Source organism: Candidatus Planktophila lacus (assembly GCF_002288385.1).
GTDB lineage: Bacteria > Actinomycetota > Actinomycetes > Nanopelagicales > Nanopelagicaceae > Planktophila > Planktophila lacus_D.
In genome coordinates this window covers 1,394,965-1,410,107 of the sequence record NZ_CP016783.1, presented here as the reverse complement: position 1 = coordinate 1,410,107, position 15,143 = coordinate 1,394,965, and the positions used below count along the sequence as shown (strand labels likewise).

General features: G+C 46.7%; 18 protein-coding genes. 10 read left to right on the top strand and 8 right to left on the bottom strand.

The window, feature by feature from the left end; translation table 11 throughout:
• Window positions 1-126 precede the first annotated feature (126 nt).
• From rpmH to A1sIIB60_RS07175, 8 genes are all read left to right on the top strand, one after another.
• Window positions 127-264 carry a 50S ribosomal protein L34 gene (rpmH, locus tag A1sIIB60_RS07210; RefSeq protein ID WP_095671770.1) on the top strand — a complete coding sequence of 46 codons (138 nt, stop codon included), beginning with the start codon at window positions 127-129 and terminating at the stop codon, window positions 262-264.
• Between the two features lie 26 nt (window positions 265-290).
• Window positions 291-650 (top strand): ribonuclease P protein component, encoded by a 360-nt coding sequence (rnpA, locus tag A1sIIB60_RS07205; protein ID WP_095689595.1) that lies wholly within the window; start codon window positions 291-293, stop codon window positions 648-650.
• Complete coding sequence (gene yidD, locus A1sIIB60_RS07200; RefSeq protein WP_095677816.1) at window positions 651-911, top strand: membrane protein insertion efficiency factor YidD; 261 nt, start codon at window positions 651-653, stop codon at window positions 909-911.
• A complete protein-coding gene (gene yidC, locus A1sIIB60_RS07195; RefSeq protein ID WP_095689594.1) occupies window positions 911-1,858 on the top strand; it encodes a membrane protein insertase YidC in 948 nt (315 codons plus the stop codon). The genes yidD and yidC overlap by 1 nt, the downstream gene beginning before the upstream one ends.
• 69 nt (window positions 1,859-1,927) lie before the next feature.
• On the top strand, window positions 1,928-2,461 hold the full coding sequence (locus A1sIIB60_RS07190) for a Jag family protein (RefSeq protein ID WP_095671766.1): 534 nt from the start codon (window positions 1,928-1,930) through the stop codon (window positions 2,459-2,461).
• A gap of 9 nt (window positions 2,462-2,470) precedes the next feature.
• Window positions 2,471-3,109, top strand: coding sequence for a 16S rRNA (guanine(527)-N(7))-methyltransferase RsmG (gene rsmG / locus A1sIIB60_RS07185; RefSeq protein WP_095689593.1), 639 nt, complete (start codon window positions 2,471-2,473; stop codon window positions 3,107-3,109).
• 8 nt (window positions 3,110-3,117) lie between these two features.
• A complete protein-coding gene (locus tag A1sIIB60_RS07180; protein WP_190279205.1) occupies window positions 3,118-4,047 on the top strand; it encodes a ParA family protein in 930 nt (309 codons plus the stop codon).
• Entirely contained in the window at window positions 4,044-4,919 is an 876-nt protein-coding gene (locus tag A1sIIB60_RS07175) for a ParB/RepB/Spo0J family partition protein (protein WP_095689592.1), read from the top strand. The genes A1sIIB60_RS07180 and A1sIIB60_RS07175 overlap by 4 nt, the downstream gene beginning before the upstream one ends.
• Window positions 4,920-4,935: 16 nt before the next feature.
• On the opposite strand, the gene A1sIIB60_RS07170 is transcribed toward A1sIIB60_RS07175, so the two are convergent.
• From A1sIIB60_RS07170 to A1sIIB60_RS07140, 7 genes are all read right to left on the bottom strand, one after another.
• On the bottom strand, window positions 4,936-6,195 hold the full coding sequence (locus A1sIIB60_RS07170; RefSeq protein WP_095689591.1) for an aminotransferase-like domain-containing protein: 1,260 nt from the start codon (window positions 6,193-6,195) through the stop codon (window positions 4,936-4,938).
• A 48-nt stretch (window positions 6,196-6,243) separates the two neighbouring features.
• Window positions 6,244-7,245: an N-acetylmuramoyl-L-alanine amidase gene (locus A1sIIB60_RS07165; RefSeq protein ID WP_095689590.1), complete on the bottom strand. Its 1,002-nt coding sequence runs from the start codon at window positions 7,243-7,245 to the stop codon at window positions 6,244-6,246.
• Window positions 7,246-7,269: 24 nt separating this feature from the next.
• Entirely contained in the window at window positions 7,270-7,590 is a 321-nt protein-coding gene (gene trxA, locus A1sIIB60_RS07160) for a thioredoxin (RefSeq protein WP_095671761.1), read from the bottom strand.
• Window positions 7,591-7,663: 73 nt separating this feature from the next.
• Window positions 7,664-8,584, bottom strand: a complete 921-nt coding sequence (trxB, locus tag A1sIIB60_RS07155) for a thioredoxin-disulfide reductase (RefSeq protein WP_095689589.1) — start codon at window positions 8,582-8,584, stop codon at window positions 7,664-7,666.
• A gap of 23 nt (window positions 8,585-8,607) precedes the next feature.
• Window positions 8,608-10,251, bottom strand: a complete 1,644-nt coding sequence (gene murJ, locus A1sIIB60_RS07150; protein WP_095689588.1) for a murein biosynthesis integral membrane protein MurJ — start codon at window positions 10,249-10,251, stop codon at window positions 8,608-8,610.
• Window positions 10,238-11,353, bottom strand: coding sequence for a DUF6049 family protein (locus A1sIIB60_RS07145; protein WP_095689587.1), 1,116 nt, complete (start codon window positions 11,351-11,353; stop codon window positions 10,238-10,240). The genes murJ and A1sIIB60_RS07145 overlap by 14 nt, the downstream gene beginning before the upstream one ends.
• Window positions 11,350-11,958 (bottom strand): NUDIX hydrolase, encoded by a 609-nt coding sequence (locus A1sIIB60_RS07140; RefSeq protein ID WP_095677808.1) that lies wholly within the window; start codon window positions 11,956-11,958, stop codon window positions 11,350-11,352. The genes A1sIIB60_RS07145 and A1sIIB60_RS07140 overlap by 4 nt, the downstream gene beginning before the upstream one ends.
• Window positions 11,959-11,989: 31 nt before the next feature.
• On the opposite strand from A1sIIB60_RS07140, the gene A1sIIB60_RS07135 reads away from it, so the two are divergent.
• Window positions 11,990-13,435, top strand: coding sequence for a CCA tRNA nucleotidyltransferase (locus A1sIIB60_RS07135; RefSeq protein ID WP_095689586.1), 1,446 nt, complete (start codon window positions 11,990-11,992; stop codon window positions 13,433-13,435).
• Here the strand turns inward: A1sIIB60_RS07135 and A1sIIB60_RS07130 are convergent.
• Entirely contained in the window at window positions 13,394-14,671 is a 1,278-nt protein-coding gene (locus A1sIIB60_RS07130) for an MFS transporter (RefSeq protein WP_095689585.1), read from the bottom strand. The two genes, A1sIIB60_RS07135 and A1sIIB60_RS07130, sit on opposite strands and share 42 nt — an antisense overlap.
• A 53-nt stretch (window positions 14,672-14,724) precedes the next feature.
• Here A1sIIB60_RS07130 and A1sIIB60_RS07125 point away from each other — a divergent pair, with 53 nt between their 5' ends.
• Window positions 14,725-15,138: a DUF5318 family protein gene (locus A1sIIB60_RS07125; protein ID WP_190276882.1), complete on the top strand. Its 414-nt coding sequence runs from the start codon at window positions 14,725-14,727 to the stop codon at window positions 15,136-15,138.
• Window positions 15,139-15,143 lie beyond the last annotated feature (5 nt).

Below are 15,143 nucleotides of genomic sequence, written 5' to 3'. Positions count from 1 at the left end.
ACACCCTCGCTTCCCCCGTATTTATGAAGAGTTCATAGAAACCGGTTTGCGCTCAGGTCGGGTCAGTCAAAACCCGCCCACGCTCAAATCGAACTGGCCGCAATTTAAGTTTTAAAAGGAGTCATCATGACAAAGCGCACCTTCCAACCTAATACTCGTCGTCGCGCCAAGAAGCACGGCTTCCGCGCACGCATGGCAACCCGCGCAGGACGTGCAGTTCTTTCAGCTCGTCGCGCCAAGGGCCGCGTTCGCCTCTCTGCGTAAGTTATAGAGCCGCACCGGAAAATCTCGTGCTGCCTAAAAACGCACGTTTGAATTTAACCGCCGATTTCGCTCGCGCAACAAAGAGCGGAACCCGCGTTACCTCAGAGCACTTCGTTGGATACCTCTACATCAGCCCTGCTCCAGAAGAATCCAACCCACCAAAGTTTGGGTTAATTGTTAATAAAAGAGTTGGCGGCTCGGTTGCGCGCCATGCTTTAGCTCGCAAACTTCGCCACGCGGCAGCGCCACAACTTTCAAAACTTCCAAAGAACTCTCTCTTTGTAATTCGCGCACTGGCTAAAGGCTCATCTTCTGACGTTATCTCTGAGGTTGAAAAACTTGTCTCTAAATTACTGGAACGCTCAACCCGAAACGCGGTGAAGTAGATGCGCACAGTATTGGTTGCGGCAATTAACTTCTATCAAAAATGGATCTCCCCATCTTTTGCACCGCGTTGTAAGTATTACCCATCTTGTTCGACATATGCCGCATCTGCAATTTCGCATTACGGAATCCGCGGCGTAGGTATGGCGCTCTGGCGTTTAGTGCGCTGCAACCCATGGTCACATGGCGGCGTTGATTATGCAGTTAAAGAAGCCTCAACAAACACTAAAACCACAGAGAAAACCAGCGTAGGAGCTAACTAATGGGCTTTATTTTAAACCCCCTCTATAACTTCGTATCCGGAGTTATTGTCGGAATTCACTACTTACTCTCACCTATCTTCGGTTTCGATAGCGGAGTTACTTGGGCGCTCTCGATTGTCGGACTTGTTGTTCTAATTCGTATTATTTTGATCCCGCTATTTGTTAAGCAGATTAAAAGTCAACGCGCGCTTACTGCTCTTCAACCACAAATGAAGGCGATCCAAAATAAATATAAAGATGATCGCCAAAAGCAATCAGAAGAGATGATGAAGCTCTATAAAGAACATAAGACAAATCCACTTGCATCTTGTTTTCCAATCTTGGCGCAAGCACCAATCTTCTTCGCACTCTTTACAGTTCTAAATGGAATTGCGGCAAAGACAGATGCTGGTGTACCAGCGCCAATCGCGCGCGGTTTCCTAAAAGGCGAATATCTAGATAGCGCAGCACAGGCAACATTTTTCGGCGCGAAAATTTCAGAGACCTTCCTAGGTTCACCTGACACAAATGTAAAGATTGTTACAGTTATTTTGATTTTTATTATGTCTGCTACAACTTTTACAACACAACGTCAGTTGATGGTAAAAGGAATGCCAAAGATGGATTCCAGCAACAATATGATGTTGCAACAACAGAAAATCATGTTGTATTTATTCCCAGTAATTTTCGCGGTATCAGGCGTTAACTTTCCGGTCGGAGTTTTGATTTATTGGTCGACAACAAACTTCTGGACATGGGGACAACAGTTCTATGTAATTAAACGCAACCCAACTCCAGGGTCACCTGCCTACGAAGAGCTACAAAAGAAGAAGGCAGCAAAAGATAAAAAAGGTTCAAAAGATTCAACAGGAACTGTTCTTGACGGAACAAACCCTGAAGACGGTGCTGAAGGAACTAATGAGGTTAAAGGCCAGAGAAAGCAGCCAAAGAAGAAAAAGAAGAAGTAAAACGGACATTTAAGTACAAAAACTATCAAAAGACCCAAACAACTTTACATAACTACAAGGAGTGAGAAGATGAGCGAAGAGACCACAGAAGTATTGGAAAACGAGACGGCAGAAGCGGGTACCCCTACCAAAAAGGCGCCAAAAACAATTGCGCGCCTTGAGGAAGAAGGCGATATCGCAGCGGATTACCTCGAAGGCTTACTAGATATTGCAGACCTAGATGGCGATATCGATATTGATGTGGAAAACGACCGCGCCAGCCTTGCCATTGTGGGCGGAAAGCTCCGCCACCTAGTCGGCCAGGAAGGTGAAGTCCTTGATGCTATCCAGGAGCTAACTCGCCTTGCTGTTCAGACAGCGACCGGCGACCGTAGCCGCTTAATGCTCGATATCGATGGATTCCGCTCAGGCCGCCGCAAGGAGCTAACCGCCCTCGCCGAGAAGATGGCAGAACAGGCAAAGACCACTGGGGCATCGATCAAGCTCGACCCAATGAACGCCTTTGAGCGCAAGATCATCCACGACACAATCCAGACCTTAGGTCTCTCATCTGAGTCAGATGGCGAAGATCCAAACCGCTTCGTCGTCATCTATCCCGCCTAAAAGGACCTCATGACAAATCTCCAGCCGGAGTTAGATCCTTCACAAGTTTCACGTGAAACAACGATTGCCAAGTACTTTCCTGGGCAAGAGGACGCTATCCGCGCCTACGCCGAATTTCTCACCACTGCAGGCATCGAACGAGGGCTAATTGGCCCACGCGAAGGTGAGCGGATCTGGGAGCGCCATATCTTTAACTGCCTACCTGTAACCCAACTCTTGCCGCAGGGGGCCTCCCTCTTCGATATCGGTTCTGGGGCAGGGCTGCCAGGAATTGTTATCGCACTAGCCCGCCCAGATTTAAAAGTGACGCTAATCGAGCCACTTGAGCGCAGAGTTGAGTTCTTAAATGAGGCAGTTGCCGCTATCGCAACCGGCGGGGTCGAGATTGCGGTCATCCGTGGCCGCGCCCAAGATGTAAAGAAGAGCGCAGATTTTGTTACCGCCCGCGCCGTTGCTCCAATGGAGAAGTTGAAGAAGATGAGCTGGCATATGGTGAAAACCGGAGGCTCCCTTTTAGCGATGAAGGGGGAGTCTGCCGCAACCGAGATGGTTGGAATCAAGGGAGCCGAGCTCCACGAGATAAAACTTGAGGGAATCGAGCTCGGCAGAGTGATCGCTGTGCGTAAAGGCTCTCTAATAAGTGCTTAGATAAGCGCGTGGTTGATTCACGTGAAACAAAGGATCGCGAGAGCGAGACAAAGGTCGTCGGCGTCCGGCGGCTAAAAGAGGCGATGGCAAAACCTGCCTCAACCCGCATCTTCACTGTGGCAAACCAGAAGGGTGGGGTCGGAAAGACCACCACAACGGTCAATATCGCAGCTGCCCTTTCTATGGGCGGCCTGCGGATCCTGGTCGTTGATCTAGATCCACAGGGCAACGCCAGCACCGCACTGGGCGTTCCGCACCGCGATATCGAAGGTATCTACGAAGTACTTATGGGAAATAACCAAATTAGCTCTGTAATTCAAAAAGTTGCAGGTTTTCCTGCACTCGATTGCGTTCCTTCAAATTCATCTCTTGCAAATGCTGAAGTTAATTTAGTTTCAATGGTTGCGCGCGAACTTCGTTTAAAAGAAGCGATCGATGAGATTTCACCAAATTACGATTACATTTTTATTGATTGCCCACCATCACTTGGTCTGCTCACAATCAACGCACTTGCTGCAGCGCGTGAACTTTTAATTCCAATTCAAACTGAATATTACGCACTTGAAGGTTTGTCACAACTTCTTGAAACTTATAGCGTTGTGAAGAAGCGTTTAAATGCAAACCTAGATCTTTCGACAATTGTCTTAACAATGTTTGATGGACGCACTCGTTTATCAAATGACGTCGCCGCAAATGTTCGCGCGCACTTTCCAAACGAGTTAATTGATATTCCAATCCCGCGCGCTGTACGTGTATCTGAGGCACCTTCATATAACCAAACAGTTATGACATATGACCCGCTATCACCAGGTGCCATTGCATATATGCAGGTAGCGCGCGAAATTGCAGAACGCGGAAAGCCAAAAGATGCGCTCGATGTTAACTTTGATTCAAATGTTGTAAATATTAATTACAAACGCGATGGAGAAATTGCATGAGTGCAAAACGTGGTGGCCTTGGAACTAATTTAGATTCTTTAATTCCAACATCTCTAACTGTTGCCGGCAATGAAGTTGCGCAACAGAATGAAGTTTCAGTCGATGCAATTTCCCCTAATCCACGCCAACCGCGCACCATCTTTGAAGAGGGCGCACTAAATGAATTAATCGCATCAATTAAAGAGATCGGCATCTTGCAACCACCGGTTGTTCGCCAAACATCTCCAGGTAAATATGAATTGATTATGGGAGAGCGCCGCTTCCGCGCGGCAAAGGCTGCAGGTTTAAAGAAGATTCCAGTAATTATTCGCCAAACGCCAGATAATGAACTTTTGCGCGAAGCGTTAATTGAAAATATTCACCGCAGCCAACTTAACCCACTTGAAGAAGGCGCTGCTTACGCACAACTGCTTACCGACTTTAACTGCACACATGATGAGCTTGCGCTAAAACTTGGTCGCTCACGTCCGCTTATCTCAAACACAATCCGCCTTTTAAATCTTCCACCAACCGTGCAACGCAAAGTTGCTGCCGGAGTTATCTCAGCAGGCCATGCTCGCGCGCTACTTGGATTAACCGATCAGGTGGAGATCGAAAAACTCGCCAACCGAATCGTTGCCGAAGGTTTAAGTGTTCGCGCAACTGAAGAAGCGGTTGCAATTCACTCTCCAAAGAAGGGTTCAACCAAGAGTGGCAAGGGCGGAAAGAGTTCTACAACCGGAGAGACCCTGGCTGCCGAAGAGTTGTTAAGTGATTACCTAGATACCCGTGTAAGCGTGCAGGGCGTTAATGGCAAAGGCAAGATTGTTATTGAATATGCTGGACGCGAAGATTTACAGCGAATCGTTGATCTAATTGAGGGCGATAAGTAATTCCAAACTGTTTAAATTACTGAAGCGCTGTACCGCGACGCGACATTTCCTGCGTCACAATTCCACCAAGTGCTTTAACGCCTTCGCGGATTCGCTCAGGAGTTGGGTGGCAGTAAGAAAGTCGCATCGACCAAGATCCAAAACCATCTGCATAGAAAGCATTTCCTGGAACATAGGCGACCTTGGCAACGATCGCCTTTGGCATCATCGCTTTAGTGTCGATCTCTGGTGGCAAGTTAACCCAAACATAGAAACCGCCACCTGGTTTAGTCCAAGTAGCCTCAGCAGGAAAATATTGCTCAAGTGATTCAAGCATCGCATCGCGACGAACCTTATATAGCTCGCAGAATGATGCGATCTGATCGCGCCATGGTTGATCAGCAAGGTAGCTAGAGATAGTTAGCTGCGTAAAGTTTGATGGGCAGAGAATTGATGATTCAGATGCAATTACCAATTTATCCTTTAGCGATTGCGGAACTAGCGCCCAACCGATACGCAAACCTGAGGCAATTGTCTTTGAGAATGAGCCTAGATAGATAACGTTCTCTGAATCTTCAGCGCGCATCGCATTTGGTGATGGGCGATCAAAGCCAAGAAGTCCGTAAGGGTTATCTTCAACAACAAAGATTCCTTCTTCGCGACAAATATTAAGAATTTCAGTGCGGCGATCCGCCGGCAGCAATACACCTGTTGGATTTTGGTAATTTGGAATCAAATATAAGAATTTAACTTTGCGACCAGCTGCGCGGACAGATTTAATCGCTACGCGCAGAGCATCTGGAACCAGGCCGTTCATATCCATCTCAACATGGACTACAGATGCCTCATATTGTCTAAATGTTCCGAGCGCACCAACATAAGAAGGCGCTTCTACCAATACAACATCGCCGGGATCGATAAAAATTCGTGAAATCAAATCAAGTGCTTGCTGTGAACCCGTTGTAACAACAACGTCATCAGGATTAGCGCGAATTCCTTCAAGGGCCATAACGTCGCAGATTTGCTCGCGAAGTTTTGGATGTCCTTGGCCGCTGCCGTATTGCAGAGCTTCAGCGCCATTATTAAGGATTAACTGATTAACAACGCCAGCCATCATCTCCATTGGAAGCGCTGAAAGATTTGGCATTCCACCGGCCAGCGAAACAATCTCTGGACGAGATGCAACAGCAAAAAGCGAACGAATTTCAGAAGGCAACATTCCGGCAGCGCGGGTTGCAAAACGTTGTTCTAGATTTTGCGGTACACCGGTTTGATAGCGAACTGATACCTCAGACATACCCGTTAGTCTCCCACATGCCCACTAGCGCTAGCGAATTAATTAAAACTAGCGACGGATTCCCGCACTGCGCAGGTCAGATAACCGCAAAGTTCCTGTTTTAGCATCATCTTCAGCCGATAGATAAAGGCGTTGAATCGCAATGATAAAAGCCTCAGCCAAAGTATCGCGAAAATCAGGACGGGCCAGGCGCGCAGCATCGCCCGCGTTTGATAGATAACCAAGATCTACACGTACCGCTGGGGCTTGAGTTAGGCGAAGCAGATCCCAAGTTTTGGCATGGGTTCGGCAATTTAATAAATCGGTACGCGCACAGAGTTCGCGCTGCACAAGGGATGCAAACCTTTCACCAACAATCGAATGAACTCCATGCGCATCGCTGCCATAGAAGTAAGTCGAAACCCCATGTGCGTTAGGGTTTGAGTGTTTATCGGTATGTAAAGAGATAACCAAGTCTGCGCTATTTTTATTTGAGAAAGAGATGATCTCGTTCTCTGTTAAAACATTCTTTGGCCCACGCGTTAAAAACACGCTGGCGCCAAGCGCTAACAAACGACCTTCTAAACGTTGGGCAATGTCATAAACAATCTCTGCCTCGTCATTGCCGAAAGCCGGATCCAAAACAATTACCTTATTTGCAAGTGCAGGGCCGCGATTGCGTTGCTTCGCACTTTCGCGCATCTGCGCAGGTGCTCCACCAGAAACAATTTTTGTTAAACGAATCAGCGCGATAATTGTTGCTGGACCACATTTACCATCGACTTTAATTCCAACTGATTTTTGAAATTCTTTAACAGCAGATTCAGTGCGCTCACCAAAGATTCCATCAACGCGTCCGGCGTTAAAACCCATCTCAGTAAGGCGCGCTTGAAGTGCTGCAACATCGTCACCGCGCATCATTGGAGATGGTTGAAGATTTAGAGAACGATCGCCTAACTTCCAACGAGATTCTTCAAGGGCGCGTTTGGTCTGGTCATTTAACTCACCAGTTACATGCAAGCCACGATCTTGCTGAAAAGAACGAATCTCGTCAGGAGATAGTTCTTTCATAAGAGATCTAAACCAACGAGTTGATTAGATGAAGCCTTCGAGCTCTTTTAGAAGCGCCGGCTTTGGCTTTGCACCAATAATTGTCTTTACAACTTCACCGTTTACATAAACGTTGAGCATTGGAATTGATGTAACTCCGTATTTGATCGCGATAGCTGACTCTTCATCGGTATTTAACTTCACGATAGTGAGCTTGTCGCCGTGCTCAGTTGCGATCTCATCAAGGATTGGTCCAACTGCGCGGCAAGGGCCACACCACTCAGCCCAGAAATCAACAAGAACTGGCTTGCTGCTCTTGAGTACGACCTCATCGAAATTGGCTGCGGTTACTTTTCCTGCGCTCATTTGCTGCTCCTAGATTGCTTGTTATCGGTTATGACTTCTTTATCGTTTTGATTGGTAAGTTGCTGTAAGAGTACTAGTGGGAGAGGAATTTTTCAGCGTCTAACGCCGCTTGGCATCCCGACCCTGCTGCAGTGATCGCCTGACGATATGTGAAATCGACAAGATCGCCGCAGGCAAAGACGCCCTTAACGTTGGTACGCGTTGAGCGACCCTCTACTGAAACATAACCCTCTTCATTTAGCGTTACTTGAGATGTAACAAGTTCACTACGCGGAATATGCCCGATAGCAACAAATAACCCGGTGAAATCTCGCTTAATTACTTCACCGGTAACCATGTTGCGAAGTTCTAACGCCTCAACTTTGTCTGCGCCAAGTACATCTGTAACTTCGGTATTCCAGAGCATTTCAATCTTTGGATTTGCAAAGGCGCGCTCTGCCATAATTTTTGAGGCGCGAAGTGAATCTCGGCGGTGGATCAAAACAACCTTTGAGGCAAATTTTGTTAAGAAAGTTGCTTCTTCAACAGCAGAGTCTCCGCCACCGACAACTGCAATTGTTTGATCGCGGAAGAAGAAACCATCGCAAGTTGCGCACCATGAAACGCCGCGACCAGATAAACGCTTCTCATTCTCTAAACCGATTTCTTTATAGGCAGAACCCATTGCAAGGATTACCGCTTTAGCTTGAACGGTATTTCCCGAACCATCTTTAATAATTTTGATATCGCCGGATAAATCCATTTCAACAACATCATCGGTGATCAACTCTGCACCGAAACGCTTTGCTTGCTTGCGCATGCTGTCCATTAGATCTGGGCCCATTACGCCATCCACAAAGCCAGGAAAATTTTCTACTTCAGTGGTATTCATCAGCGCGCCACCTGCAGTAACTGAACCTTCATAAATAACTGGATTTAATTGCGCGCGCGCTGCATATATAGCAGCGGTATATCCGGCAGGACCAGAACCAACAATTACGAGATCTTTTACCATGGGCTCAGCGTATCCATTTGAGATTACTTTGCGCGGGCAGCACGGCGCTTACCCAAAAGTGAGATTGCAAACTCTTTCATCGCAGTGATTTCCGTGATTTTTAGGGCATGCGCAACGAGCAAGAACCCGACCCCACTGCCAATCAAAACAACTAATAAACGAGCTACACCGATCAGGGGTGCGGCATCGTCATTCATCCAATTTAAGAAGAAGGCGAGAAGAAAGAAGGGAACCATTGCGATCGCCGACGCTAGATAAAGGCGCGCATGCTGACCTGCAAACTTCGACATCTCGAGAGGCCCAGTGTGCTTCTTTAAGAGAGCAATAGTTACAAAGAGACCGAGGATATAACTAACTGCAAAAGCCACACCCAGACCAATTGTTACAAATTCACTCTTTAACGTTGCCAAGAAAACATAGGAAAGTACTGAAGAGATTATGTTGATTATCAAAATCGATACAACCTGGGTCTTGGTATCTTCAAAGGCATTAAAGCCACGGATTAAGATCAAGTTAATTGAGAATGCAACCAAACCTAAACTTAGCGCCGATAAGACATAACCGATATATCGCGAATCTTCCAAGGAAATTCCAAAGTAGAGAACTTCAGTCATTAGTGAACCAAAGAGCAATAACGCGACAGAGCTTGGAACTGTCACAACGCCACACATGCGGATAGCGCGAATTAACTGCTTCTTAACTTCTTCTACATTCTTATCAATTGCCAACTTAGATAAATGTGGAAGCAACGCGGTAACGATTGAAATTGTGACGATCGAATACGGCAGCAACATAATGTAGTAAGCGCTGGTAAATGGTGTGAAACCAACGCCAGTTGTTATTCCGGCTTGGGCGCTACGCACCGCAGCGCTAGTAGCGACATTTACTGTAATTAAGTAACCAAGTTGAGAAATTAAGACATAAACCAAGGTCCAACCGGCTAATGAGAAAGATTTACCAAGCCCGGCAACACCGAAAATTGGGCGCAAACGTATTCCGGATTTCTTAACAACCGGGATCAGGATTAGCGCCTGAATAACAATTCCGAGAGTTGTTCCCCAACCGAGAAGTTGGATCTGTGCATCAGTGATGTTTTCAACCGAGATACTTTCTTGAAGAAGTAGAACCCCGCTAAAAATCACTATAACGACTAGGTTATTAGCGATTGGCGCCCACATTAAAGGGGCGAAAGAACCACGCGCATTTGCAACTTGGCCGAGCATTGTGAATAGCCCCAAGAAGAAGATCTGCGGCAGGCAGTAACGCGTAAAGGCTACAGCGATAGAGAACTCGCGCTCGAAACCGTCAGTTGCAAACTCCGGTGCATAGAGTTTTACAAGGTACGGCGCAAAAATTACTCCAACTAAAACAAGGAGTAAGAGAATTCCAGAAATTGTTGTAACTAAGCGCGAGGCAAAACCATGTCCACCATCTTCATCTGAGAATGAGCGCACTAATTGCGGAACGAAGATCGCGGTTAACGCTCCTCCGACAAGTAGGTTGTAGAGAATATTTGGCATCGTATTTGCCACGTTGTATGAATCTGCAAGTAACGCTGTGCCCAAGACAGCAACGGCAAGAATTGCCCGGAAGAAACCAGTAATACGCGAAAGGATTGTTCCGATCGCCATAACACCTGAGGCGCGAAAGAGCTCATTGCTTTTCATTACGCCCCCTTCGTATTCTGCGAATAGTCTGGGTTAAAGCCGCTACAAATAGCAAGAGCGCCGCACCAATCGTGAAGTAAGTAACCCGCGAATCAAAGAAGGCTACTTTGATTGCTAAACGCGATGCTGGACCAATTTCATCGCCTTCAGAATTTATGATTTGCGCGAGCACAGTCGTTGCACCAGGAGCGATTGCGTTAAACGGAATTGATAACTGGGTTCGCGAGTTTGCACCAATTGCAAAGGTTGCAACATCCGATACTTGCACGCGAGAGTTGAGTGGAGTTAATTCAACTCCAACCTTTACGGGCACGCTAAAATCATTTGTTACAGTAACCGGGACTTTTCCAGTTTCAGATGCGATTTGGTATTTACCTGATGAAACTCGTAAACGATTTAAGGTTTTTGCTACCCCATCGGCTGCGTCATATGAGAAAAATTCGCGATCTTTCTGATTAAGCGATGGCGAAAGTAAAACCGCTAACTTGGCGCGCTGGGCTTTAACTTCAGGGGCGTTAACGACCGATGACAGAGCAGTTAACGCTTGGCGATTTTGCGTGTATTTCTTACGTAAGACTGGGCTTAGGCGCGACTGCCCAGTGCTCCAAACGCTGCTATCCCCGATAGAAATTTTCCGATTTAAATGGAATTCAACTCGTTCTACGCCATAACTTTTATATAAGCGAAGCTCACTAGGAGCAGAGCGCGTAGCTAGTGATAAATCAGGATTTCCATAAGGCAGCGCAAAGACTTTATCGCCAGCCGTTAAAAGAATTAAGCGAGAGATCCAACCTTTTGCAACGAGTTGTCCGGTAGTTAATTCACCATTACTTAACTCATATCCATCTGCCATAGCAGCGACTTCATCAAGCAGTGCGCCATCAATAACCCAAGTGCGTTGCCCTTTAGGCTTACTTTCAAGTGGTTTACCTAATCTGCCAGTTGGAAGTAGATCGTTAGTTAGATCATCATTTCTAAAAGTGCCATCAAATAATTGATGTGGCTTACTAGTTAACTTTGTAACTGTTACATCACCAACTGAAAGAGGAGCACTAATAAATAGAAAGGCTAAAGATAAGAAGAGTGCGGACAACTTCTTCATTTAGCGCCAACTTCAGCAGTTGCGTCAGTTCGTGCAATCAATTTCTTCTCATCCGGATAAGCTAAACGATCAACAATTTCAGCAAGTGGAAACCAACCGACCTCATCGACTTCACTCTCTTGCGGGGCTAATAATCCACCGGTCTCGCGGAACAAGTAATGATGAACAGTTTTATGAATTCGCTTACCCCCAGCCATAAACCAGAAATCAATAACACCTAAAGAGCGCTCGATCTCAGATTCAATTCCAGTTTCTTCGGCGACCTCACGTAGCGCAGCCTGCTCCGGGGTTTCACCTTCTTCGATATGTCCTTTTGGTAACGACCATAAAATACGTTTTCCACTGGCATCTTTATGATCAATTCTTCCGATCAGAAGTCCATTCTTACCGCTGTGATCAATAACCAAACCGCCAGCGCTGACTTCATCTACCCGCTTGGCGTAATTTTTTGCCGGATTCTTGGCAGGGCTCTTTGCAGGGCGTTTATTCTGCGCCTGCGCATCTTTGGCAGGTGAATCACTTGCAAGTGGGGCGCGATTTGCGGGGCGTCTACGCCTGCGCTTTTTCTTCGTACCTTCGCTGCCCGCACTAGGTGCCGGGGTCATAGACCAAGGGTACTGCTCTAATCTTGGTCTTGTGACGAGTGCATTAGGAGCCGCGGGAGAAGTTGCGATCGCCTCACTCATTAAACGGGCGCCGCTAGCAAGTTCACTCGCCCAAAGTTTTGCCGCCCAAGGATTTCGCTTGGCTTTAGTTGGCGGACCAGTTCGCGATGCGCTGCTTGGCCGACTTGGAAATGATTTAGATTTCACAACCGATGCGCGACCAGAAGTTACAAAGAAAATTCTGCAAGGTTGGGCGGAAAACGTTTGGGATACCGGAATTGAATTCGGAACTGTTGCTGGAAAACGCGGTGACACAACTGTTGAAGTTACAACTTACCGAACTGAAAGTTACGATCCCGATAGTCGCAAACCTGAAGTTGAGTACGGTGATTCAATTGAAGGTGATTTATCACGGCGTGATTTCACAGTTAACTCAATGGCGCTTGAGCTAACAACAAAAACTCCAGAATTTATCGATCCCTTTAACGGCTTGGAAGATTTAGCGAAGAGAGTTTTACGCACACCAGTAAAGGCGGAAAACTCTTTCTCTGATGATCCACTGCGCATGATGCGCGCTGCGCGATTTGCGAGCCAACTAGATTTCGAAATCGCACCTGATGTTCTGCAAGCAATGAAAGATATGTCGGGCAGGATTTCAATAATTTCAGCTGAACGCATCCGTGATGAATTCACAAAAATGTTAATGTCGAAGAACCCACGTACCGGAATTACAATTTTAGTTGAAACGGGCCTTGCCGAAATAGTTCTTCCAGAGATTCCTAAACTCCGTCTAGAAATTGATGAACACCATCACCACAAAGATGTTTATGAGCATTCAATAACCGTTCTAGAGCAGGCGATTTCACATGAAGATCGCTTAGGTGGTCCTAATTTAATTATTCGCCTGGCAGCGCTACTTCACGACATTGGTAAGCCAAAGACGCGTAATTTAATTCCAGGTGGAGGAGTGTCCTTTCATCACCATGAAATTGTTGGCGCACGTCTTACCAAGTCCAGGTTGAAAGCGTTGCGCTTTGACGGTGACACGATTGAAGAAGTTGAAACACTCGTTGCACTTCACTTGCGTTTTCATGGCTACGGAGATGGCGAATGGACTGATTCTGCAGTACGCCGTTATGTGCGCGATGCAGGGGATTTACTGGTTCATTTACATGTTTTAACTCGCGCTGATTGCACAACGCGTAATGCGAAGAAGGCAGAGCGTTTAGCCAAGACTTATGACGGGCTCGAAGCGCGCATCGCAAAATTAATGGAGGAAGAAGAACTTTCTAGAATCCGTCCAGATTTAGATGGCGCTCAAGTTATGAAATTACTTAATATCAAACCATCTGCTGCAGTTGGTAAAGCTTTGGATTTTCTCCTTGAGTTGCGCCTTGAACACGGCCCACTTGGTGAAGAACGCGCCACCGAAGAGCTACTTAACTGGTGGAGCAAAGAAAACCCCACTGCGAAGTAGACGAAGCCCAGCGATCAGATAAATCGTTGACACGATTAGCGGTACCAGATAACTATCGCCGCTATTAGGTAGAAGCAGAGCTGCAATAACAGCGCCTGAAACAATTGCCCCATTTACGACAACGTCATAAACAGAGAAGACGCGACCGCGATAAATATCATCGATCTTTGATTGCACTAGCGCGTCATTGGTAACTTTTAAACTCTGCCCAAAAAGTGCGGTAACAAAAGCTGCGCAGATTAAAGTCAGTGGTGTTCGCACAAATAAGATGAATAACGGGCCACAAGTGCTCGCAATTAGCGAAAATCTCATCCAACGATGGCGCCCAACCAGGCGAACTCCGTAAGGTGCGGCCACTGCGCCAACAACGAAACCGATTGCTGCAATAGATAAGGTAAAACTAAGTCCGGCCAACCCCGCTTCATTATCGACTGGATCGTTAAAGGTATTTCGCTCTAATAGAAGAGCGATAAGAGTCAAGGCAGTTATTCCGCCGCGATGAATTGCAATCGCACCGATACCGCGCGCCGCATCCATATGTTGGCGAAGAAAACGCACACCTTCGCGCATTTCAATTAAGCCTTGGGTAAAGCTTGCGTTCTTTATCTCGTGATCTAACGGGCCAATCTCTTTTCGCTTTAACAACGAAGCAAAGAGCGCGGCAATTAAATAACCCGCTGCCGCCACCAAGATTATGAAGCCATCTGCTTTATCTGCAGTGGTTGTCTCGTTGATTAATCGGCGTAAACCAAGGCCAATTCCGCCACCTAAAACCACCCAAACCGAACCACCAGTTACAGCAAGAGCGTTGGCGCTAATGAGAGATTTACTTTCAATCATCAGCGGAATACCTGCAGAGAGTCCGGCAAGAATTAAACGATTAACTCCAAAAGCAACGAGAACAAAGACGGTCATCTCAATACCGGTTCGCCCTTGAAATATCAGCAGCGAGATAATCGATAAAGTCGCTGCTCTAGTTAAGTTGGCAAACATGATCGCTCGTTGTCTGGAAACGCGATCAAGAATTGTTCCGACAAATGGACCAATTAAAGAATACGGAAGAAGAACCACAGCAAACGCTAAGGCGGCGTTAAGTGCATTTGCTTGGCGCTCTGGTGAAAATAAAACGAATGAGGCTAAGGCGCTCTGGAATATTCCATCGGTCATCTGACCAGTCCAGCGTAGGCGGAGTAACCGAGAGAATTTACGATCGGTCAATATCTGCCAGACGTTCATAGTTAAAGGGTAGTCGCGCAAAGCCTGCAAAAGAGGTTTATCCTTCTCTCATTATGAAATCCAAGCGTGCGTTCATTGATTATTCACTTGATAAGCGCGCCACTTTATTGGCGCTCTTTCGCGGAGTAGTTGATGCCTGTGATGCTGACCCTTATTTGATGCGCGCCGCTAAATATCACGGTGAGAAAGCGCAACGAAAATGTCCGGTCTGTAAAAAAGAATCGCTAGTTGAACTCCGTTATACATTTGGTGATCAACTCGGACAATTCTCAGGTCGCATAAAGACTGAGGTTGAGTTGTTAGAAATGGAGAAAGAGTTCGGGGAGTTTGCCGTTTATACCGTTGAAGTCTGCCGTGAATGCTCTTGGAACCATCTCTGCTCTTCATACCTATTGGGCGATGGAAGTGAGCGAAAGCCACCCCGTCGCGTACGCACCTTGGAAGATGAAGATTGGGTTAAAGGGTAACCTTA

Bases quoted from the DNA above. Each gene is read 5' to 3' on its own strand.
- trxB (WP_095689589.1), bottom strand. From the start codon at position 8,584: ATGGTAAAAGATCTCGTAATTGTTGGTTCTGGTCCTGCCGGATATACC.
- A1sIIB60_RS07140 (WP_095677808.1), bottom strand. From the start codon at position 11,958: ATGACCCCGGCACCTAGTGCGGGCAGCGAAGGTACGAAGAAAAAGCGC.
- yidC (WP_095689594.1), top strand. From the start codon at position 911: ATGGGCTTTATTTTAAACCCCCTCTATAACTTCGTATCCGGAGTTATT.
- rsmG (WP_095689593.1), top strand. From the start codon at position 2,471: ATGACAAATCTCCAGCCGGAGTTAGATCCTTCACAAGTTTCACGTGAA.
- A1sIIB60_RS07190 (WP_095671766.1), top strand. From the start codon at position 1,928: ATGAGCGAAGAGACCACAGAAGTATTGGAAAACGAGACGGCAGAAGCG.
- A1sIIB60_RS07165 (WP_095689590.1), bottom strand. From the start codon at position 7,245: ATGAAAGAACTATCTCCTGACGAGATTCGTTCTTTTCAGCAAGATCGT.
- A1sIIB60_RS07170 (WP_095689591.1), bottom strand. From the start codon at position 6,195: ATGTCTGAGGTATCAGTTCGCTATCAAACCGGTGTACCGCAAAATCTA.
- murJ (WP_095689588.1), bottom strand. From the start codon at position 10,251: ATGAAAAGCAATGAGCTCTTTCGCGCCTCAGGTGTTATGGCGATCGGA.
- A1sIIB60_RS07130 (WP_095689585.1), bottom strand. From the start codon at position 14,671: ATGAACGTCTGGCAGATATTGACCGATCGTAAATTCTCTCGGTTACTC.
- yidD (WP_095677816.1), top strand. From the start codon at position 651: ATGCGCACAGTATTGGTTGCGGCAATTAACTTCTATCAAAAATGGATC.
- A1sIIB60_RS07175 (WP_095689592.1), top strand. From the start codon at position 4,044: ATGAGTGCAAAACGTGGTGGCCTTGGAACTAATTTAGATTCTTTAATT.
- trxA (WP_095671761.1), bottom strand. From the start codon at position 7,590: ATGAGCGCAGGAAAAGTAACCGCAGCCAATTTCGATGAGGTCGTACTC.
- rpmH (WP_095671770.1), top strand. From the start codon at position 127: ATGACAAAGCGCACCTTCCAACCTAATACTCGTCGTCGCGCCAAGAAG.
- A1sIIB60_RS07145 (WP_095689587.1), bottom strand. From the start codon at position 11,353: ATGAAGAAGTTGTCCGCACTCTTCTTATCTTTAGCCTTTCTATTTATT.
- A1sIIB60_RS07125 (WP_190276882.1), top strand. From the start codon at position 14,725: ATGAAATCCAAGCGTGCGTTCATTGATTATTCACTTGATAAGCGCGCC.